The 6,578-nt window shown below is 58.1% G+C and carries 4 protein-coding genes; all 4 read left to right on the plus strand.

Annotated elements, in window-relative coordinates:
- A partial coding sequence (locus tag HMPREF9538_RS29125) for a Maf family protein (protein ID WP_009483999.1) occupies positions 1 to 428 on the plus strand: 428 nt, incomplete at its 5' end.
- 2 nt (positions 429 to 430) lie between these two features.
- Entirely contained in the window at positions 431 to 1,900 is a 1,470-nt protein-coding gene (gene rng, locus HMPREF9538_RS24615; protein WP_002918644.1) for a ribonuclease G, read from the plus strand.
- 37 nt (positions 1,901 to 1,937) lie between these two features.
- Positions 1,938 to 5,735: an AsmA2 domain-containing protein YhdP gene (yhdP, locus tag HMPREF9538_RS24610; RefSeq protein ID WP_009484000.1), complete on the plus strand. Its 3,798-nt coding sequence runs from the start codon at positions 1,938 to 1,940 to the stop codon at positions 5,733 to 5,735.
- 88 nt (positions 5,736 to 5,823) lie between these two features.
- On the plus strand, positions 5,824 to 6,578 hold a 755-nt coding region (locus tag HMPREF9538_RS24605; RefSeq protein WP_009484001.1), incomplete at its 3' end, for a PmbA/TldA family metallopeptidase.

Raw genomic sequence — 6,578 nt, forward strand, 5'->3', positions numbered from 1 at the left:
GGGGGGGGGGGGGGGGGCGGGGGCCCCCCCGCGATTTGCCGGTGCTGGGAGCGGATACGATTGTCATTTTGAACGGCGAAGTGCTGGAAAAACCGCGCGACGCCGAACACGCTGCAGCGATGCTGCGTTTGCTTTCCGGCCACACCCATCAGGTTATGACCGCGGTGGCGCTGGCGGATAAGCAGCAAACGCTGGACTGTCTGGTGGTCACGGAAGTGACCTTCCGGCGGCTCAGCGAGCAGGATATCGCCGATTATGTGGCCAGCGGCGAGCCTTTAGATAAAGCAGGTGCATACGGTATTCAAGGGTTGGGTGGTTGCTTCGTCAGGAAGATTAATGGCAGCTATCACGCCGTAGTCGGCTTACCGCTGGTGGAAACGTATGAGTTGCTCAGTAACTTTAACTCACTGCGTAAAGGAAAGGGATAAAGATGACGGCTGAATTATTAGTTAACGTAACGCCATCCGAAACGCGCGTTGCGTATATTGATGGCGGTATTCTGCAGGAAATCCATATTGAGCGTGAAGCGCGACGCGGAATAGTAGGCAATATCTACAAAGGTCGTGTTAGCCGAGTGCTGCCGGGAATGCAGGCGGCTTTTGTAGATATTGGTCTGGATAAGGCGGCGTTCCTTCACGCCTCCGATATCATGCCGCATACCGAGTGCGTCGCCGGTGAGGAGCAAAAGCAGTTTACCGTGCGCGATATTTCGGAGCTGGTGCGCCAGGGCCAGGACCTGATGGTCCAGGTGGTTAAAGATCCGCTGGGTACCAAAGGCGCGCGTCTGACCACCGATATTACCCTGCCTTCCCGCTATCTGGTCTTTATGCCAGGCGCCTCCCACGTGGGGGTCTCTCAGCGGATTGAAAGCGAAGCCGAGCGCGAGCGCCTAAAAAAGGTCGTCGCAGAATATTGCGATGAGCAGGGCGGCTTTATCATTCGCACCGCTGCGGAAGGTGTTCACGAGCAGGAGATGGCCGCCGATGCCGCTTATCTTAAGCGCGTATGGACCAAGGTGATGGAGCGCAAAAAGCGCAACCAGACCCGCTATCAGCTGTATGGCGAGCTGGCTCTGGCCCAGCGCGTGCTGCGTGATTTTGCCGATGCGCAACTGGATCGCATTCGCGTCGACTCGCGCCTGACCTATGAGGCGTTGCTCGAATTCACCGCCGAATATATCCCGGAAATGACCAGCAAGCTGGAACACTACAGCGGCCGTCAGCCGATATTCGATCTCTTTGACGTTGAGAACGAAATTCAGCGCGCGCTGGAGCGTAAAGTCGAGCTCAAATCGGGGGGCTATCTGATCATCGACCAGACCGAGGCGATGACCACCATCGATATCAACACCGGGGCCTTTGTCGGGCACCGCAATCTTGACGATACGATCTTCAATACCAACATCGAAGCCACCCAGGCGATAGCCCGCCAGCTACGTTTGCGTAATCTCGGCGGCATTATCATCATTGATTTCATAGACATGAACAATGAAGATCACCGTCGACGGGTGTTGCACTCTTTAGAGCAGGCGCTGAGTAAAGATCGGGTGAAGACCAGCATTAACGGCTTCTCCCAGCTGGGCCTGGTGGAGATGACCCGTAAACGCACCCGTGAAAGCGTGGAGCATGTGCTTTGCAACGAGTGCCCAACCTGCCACGGACGTGGAACGGTAAAGTCGGTGGAAACGGTGTGCTATGAGATTATGCGTGAGATCGTCCGCGTACATCATGCTTATGATTCCGATCGCTTCCTGGTCTATGCTTCCCCTGCGGTGGCGGAAACCCTGAAAGGGGAAGAGTCGCATGCGCTGGCGGAAGTGGAAATCTTTGTCGGCAAACAGGTGAAGGTACAAATTGAGCCGCTCTATAATCAAGAGCAGTTCGATGTTGTTATGATGTAAGACACCGCGTCATTGTGCGGCTGACAAGGAGAGAGGCGTGAGGCGACTGCCCGGGATTTTATTGCTCACCGTGGCAACATTGATTGTTATCGTCGCGCTGCTGGTGAGTGGCTTGCGTCTCGTGTTGCCACAGCTCGACGCCTGGCGTCCGCAGCTGCTGGAGAAGATCTCCACCCTCACCGGTACGCCGGTGGACGCCTCGCAGATCACCGCCAGCTGGCAGACTTTTGGTCCGACGTTAGATGCCCGCGATATCCATGTCGGGCTGAAAGATGGCGGCACAATGGCGGTCAAGCGCGTAACCCTGGCGCTGGATGTCTGGCAGAGCCTGCTGCATATGCGCTGGCAGTTCCGCGACCTCACCTTCTGGCAGCTGCAGGTCCATACCAATACCCCTATTCAGACCAATGACGGTGGCGAAAGCCTGAAAACCGACCGCATCAGCGATCTCTTTTTACGTCAGTTCGATCACTTTACTCTGCGCGACAGCCATCTGAGCTTCCTGACCCTTTCCGGTCAGCGGGCGGAGCTGGCGGTTCCGCAGCTGACATGGCTTAACGGCAGGAACCGTCATCGCGCCGAGGGGCAGCTCAGCCTCTCCAGCCTCACCGGCCAGCATGGCGTCATGCAGGTGCGGATGGATCTTCGCGATGAGGATGGCCTGCTGAATAAAGGCCGGGTCTGGCTGCAGGCGGATGATATCGACGTCAAACCGTGGCTGGGACGCTGGATGCAGGACAATATCGCCCTGAAAAGCGCCCGCTTCAGCCTCGAAGGCTGGATGACCATTGAAAAAGGTGATGTGGCCAGCGGCGACGTATGGCTGAAAAAAGGGGGCGCCAGCTGGCAGGGCGATAACGAAGTCCATCATTTGTCGGTGGATAACCTGACGGCGCATCTCTCCCATGATAAGCAAAGCTGGGCCTTTTATATTCCCGATACGCGGATCGCTATCGATGATAAACCCTGGCCAAGTGGAGCCCTGGCGATGGCGTGGATCCCGGCGCAGGACGTTGGTGGCGACGATCGTCAGCGTAGCGATGAGTTACGTATTCGCGCCAGCAATTTGGCCCTCAGCGGCCTGAGCGGGTTACAGCCGTTTGCTGATAAGCTGGCGCCTTCTCTGGGCGAACTCTGGCGTACCACGCAGCCTGGCGGCAAAATCAATTTGCTGGCTCTCGATATCCCCCTGCAGGCGACGGAGAAAACGCGTTTTCAGGCGCAGTGGAGCGATCTGGCGTGGAAGCAGTGGAAACTCCTGCCTGGGGCAGAGCACTTCTCCGGCAGTCTGAATGGCAGCGTTGAGCACGGGGAATTACGCGCCCATATGGCGAAGGCGCTGATGCCGTATGCCGGCGTCTTCCGCGCGCCGCTGGAGATAGCCGCTGGCGAAGCCACGCTCAGTTGGGTGAAAAACGACAAAGGGTTTATGCTTGATGGCCGCGATATAGACGTGCAGGCGACAGGCGTACGCGCCCGCGGCGGCTTCCGCTATCTGCAACCGCAGGGGGACGATCCCTGGCTGGGTATTCTGGCGGGCATCAGCACCAATGACGGTGGCCAGGCATGGCGTTATTTCCCGGAAAATCTGATGGGCAAAGCGCTGGTGGACTATCTCAGCGGCGCGATTAAAGCAGGGCAAGCCAGCGATGCGACGCTGGTGTATGGCGGCAATCCGCATCTATTCCCTTATCCGCATAATGAAGGCCAGTTCCAGGTTTATGTTCCGCTGAAGAACGCCACTTTTGCCTTCCAACCGGACTGGCCGGCGTTAACCGGGCTGAACATCGACCTCAATTTTATCAACAACGGCCTGTGGATGCGGGCGGATAAAGCGATGCTTGGCAACGTGACCGCCAGCAATCTCGATGCCGCGATCCCGGACTATGCGCAGGAAAAACTGCTGATTGATGCCGATATCAAAGGCCCGGGCAAAGAGGTTGGACCTTACTTTAATACTACGCCGCTGAAAGAGTCGCTCGGGGCGGCGCTGGATTCCCTGCAGCTGGATGGGGATGTGAGCGCTCGCTTACATCTGAATATCCCCCTCGACGGCGAGATGACCACCGCGAAAGGCGATGTGCGCCTGCAGAATAATAGCCTGTTTATCAAACCGTTAGATACTACGCTGCAGAACCTGAGCGGTAATTTCAGCTTTGTGAATGGCGATCTCAATAGTCAAACGTTGAGTGCGACCTGGTTTAATCAGCCGCTGAACCTCAATTTTTCCACCCGCGAAGGTGAAAAAGCGTTTCTGGTGGATGTCGGGATGAATGCCAACTGGCAGCCGTCGCGCACCGGGCTGCTGCCGAAAGCCGTGAGTGAGGCGTTGAGCGGTAGCGTCCCGTGGGATGGCAAGGTCGCTATCGAACTGCCGTACCATGGCAATGCCAGCTATAAGGTCGATATCAACGGCGATCTGAAGAATGTGAGCAGTCGCTTACCTTCGCCAGTCAGTAAGCCCGCCGGCGAACCCCTTCCGGTCAAAATTAACGTCGCCGGCGGCCTGAGCAGCTTCGACCTGACCGGCTCCATCGGGGCGAAGAATCATATTAACAGCCGCTGGTTGCTCAATCATAAGCTGACGCTGGATAGAGCGATCCTTACCACTGACAGCAAAGGGCACTCTCCGCTGCCCGATCAGCCCGGTATCGAGCTCAACCTGCCGCCGATGGATGGCGCGCAGTGGCTGGCGCTCTTCGAGAACGGCGCGGCAAATGAAGTGAGCAGCAGCGTGCTCTTTCCACCGCGCATTGTGCTGCGTACGCCGTCGCTGGCCCTCGCGGGGCAACAGTGGAACAACGTCAGTCTGATGTCCCAGCCGGTCGCCGGCGGCTCGCAGGTTGAGGCGCAGGGGCGTGAGATCAATGCCACATTGACGATGCGCGACAATGCTCCGTGGCTGGCAAATGTGCGTTATCTCTATTTCAATCCGGCCAGCGCCAGCGGCCAGAACGCAACAGAGAATGTGGCCCCCCAGACGGCGACCCGGCTGGATTTCCATGGCTGGCCCGATCTGCAGCTACGCTGCGCGGAATGCTGGCTGTGGGGACAAAAATATGGCCGCATCGATGGGGATGTGGCGATCAAAGGGGATACCTTAACGCTCTCCAACGGCCTGGTGGATACCGGGTTTGGCCGGCTGACGACCAACGGCGTGTGGGTGAACGCCCCTTCAGGGGTTCGAACCTCGCTGAAAGGCAGACTGCACGGCAATAAGACGGATGCATTTGCGGATTTCTTTGGCGTCTCCACGCCGGTGAAGGATTCGCCGTTTGATATCGACTACGATCTGCACTGGCGCGCGCCGCCCTGGTCACCCGATGTCGCGTCGCTCAATGGCATCATTAAAAGCCACCTGGGCAAGGGGCAGTTTACCGACCTGAGTACCGGGCACGCTGGCCAGCTGCTGCGTCTGCTGAGTGTGGATGCCCTGCTGCGTAAACTGCGTTTCGATTTCAGCGATACCTTCAGCGAAGGCTTTTACTTTGATTCGATTAACAGTACGGCATGGATTAAGGATGGCGTACTGCATACCGATGATACGCTGGTGGATGGCCTTGAAGCGGATATTGCTATGAAAGGGGCGGTCGATCTGGTGCGTCGCCAGCTGGATCTGCAGGCGGTGGTGGCGCCGGAGATCTCCGCGACCGTCGGCGTGGCGGCGGCCTTTGCCGTCAACCCCATCGTCGGCGCGGCGGTATTTGCCGCCAGCAAAGTGCTGGGTCCGCTGTGGAATAAAGTTTCGATTCTGCGCTACCGCATCACCGGCCCGATTGACCAGCCGCAGATCAATGAAGTGCTGCGCCAGGCGCGCAGCAATAAAAAGCAATGATTTGACGATTGCCGGGAATTGCCGCAATCTCAATAGATAGCCTTCTGTATTTCCGCCTGTCAGGCGGCAACAAACGAGTAGCATAACGATGAGTCTGAACCTGGTAAGTGAACAATTACTGTCGGCAAATGGCCTGAATCATCAGGACCTGTTTGCCATTCTTGGTCAACTGACCGAGCGCCGCCTCGATTACGGCGATCTCTATTTTCAGTCGAGCTATCACGAATCCTGGGTTCTGGAAGACAGCATCATTAAAGATGGGTCGTACAATATCGATCAGGGCGTAGGCGTGCGCGCCGTCAGCGGCGAAAAAACGGGCTTTGCCTACGCCGATCAGATCAGCAAACTGGCGCTGGAGCAGAGCGCCCAGGCGGCGCGGACCATTGTGCGCGACACCGGCAATGGCAAAGTGCAGACCCTCGGCGCCGTAGAGCATCGTGCCCTGTACACCAGCATCGACCCGCTGCAGAGTATGACCCGGGAAGAGAAGCTGGATATTCTGCGCCGGGTAGACAAAGTCGCCCGGGCGGCGGACCAGCGGGTGCAGGAGGTTTCAGCCAGCCTGAGCGGGGTGTATGAGCTGATCCTGGTCGCCGCCACCGATGGCACTCTGGCCGCCGACGTTCGTCCGCTGGTTCGTCTTTCCGTCAGCGTGCTGGTGGAAGAGGATGGCAAGCGTGAGCGCGGCAGCAGCGGCGGTGGCGGGCGTTTTGGTTATGACTATTTCCTCGCCTCCCAGGAGGGCGACGTGCGGGCCGATGCCTGGGCGAAAGAAGCGGTGCGCATGGCGCTGGTCAACCTCTCGGCGGGCGGCCGCCCCCCCCCGGGGGGGGGGGGGGGGGG

It is taken from the genome of Klebsiella sp. MS 92-3, from assembly GCF_000195655.1.
GTDB classification, from domain to species: domain Bacteria; phylum Pseudomonadota; class Gammaproteobacteria; order Enterobacterales; family Enterobacteriaceae; genus Klebsiella; species Klebsiella pneumoniae.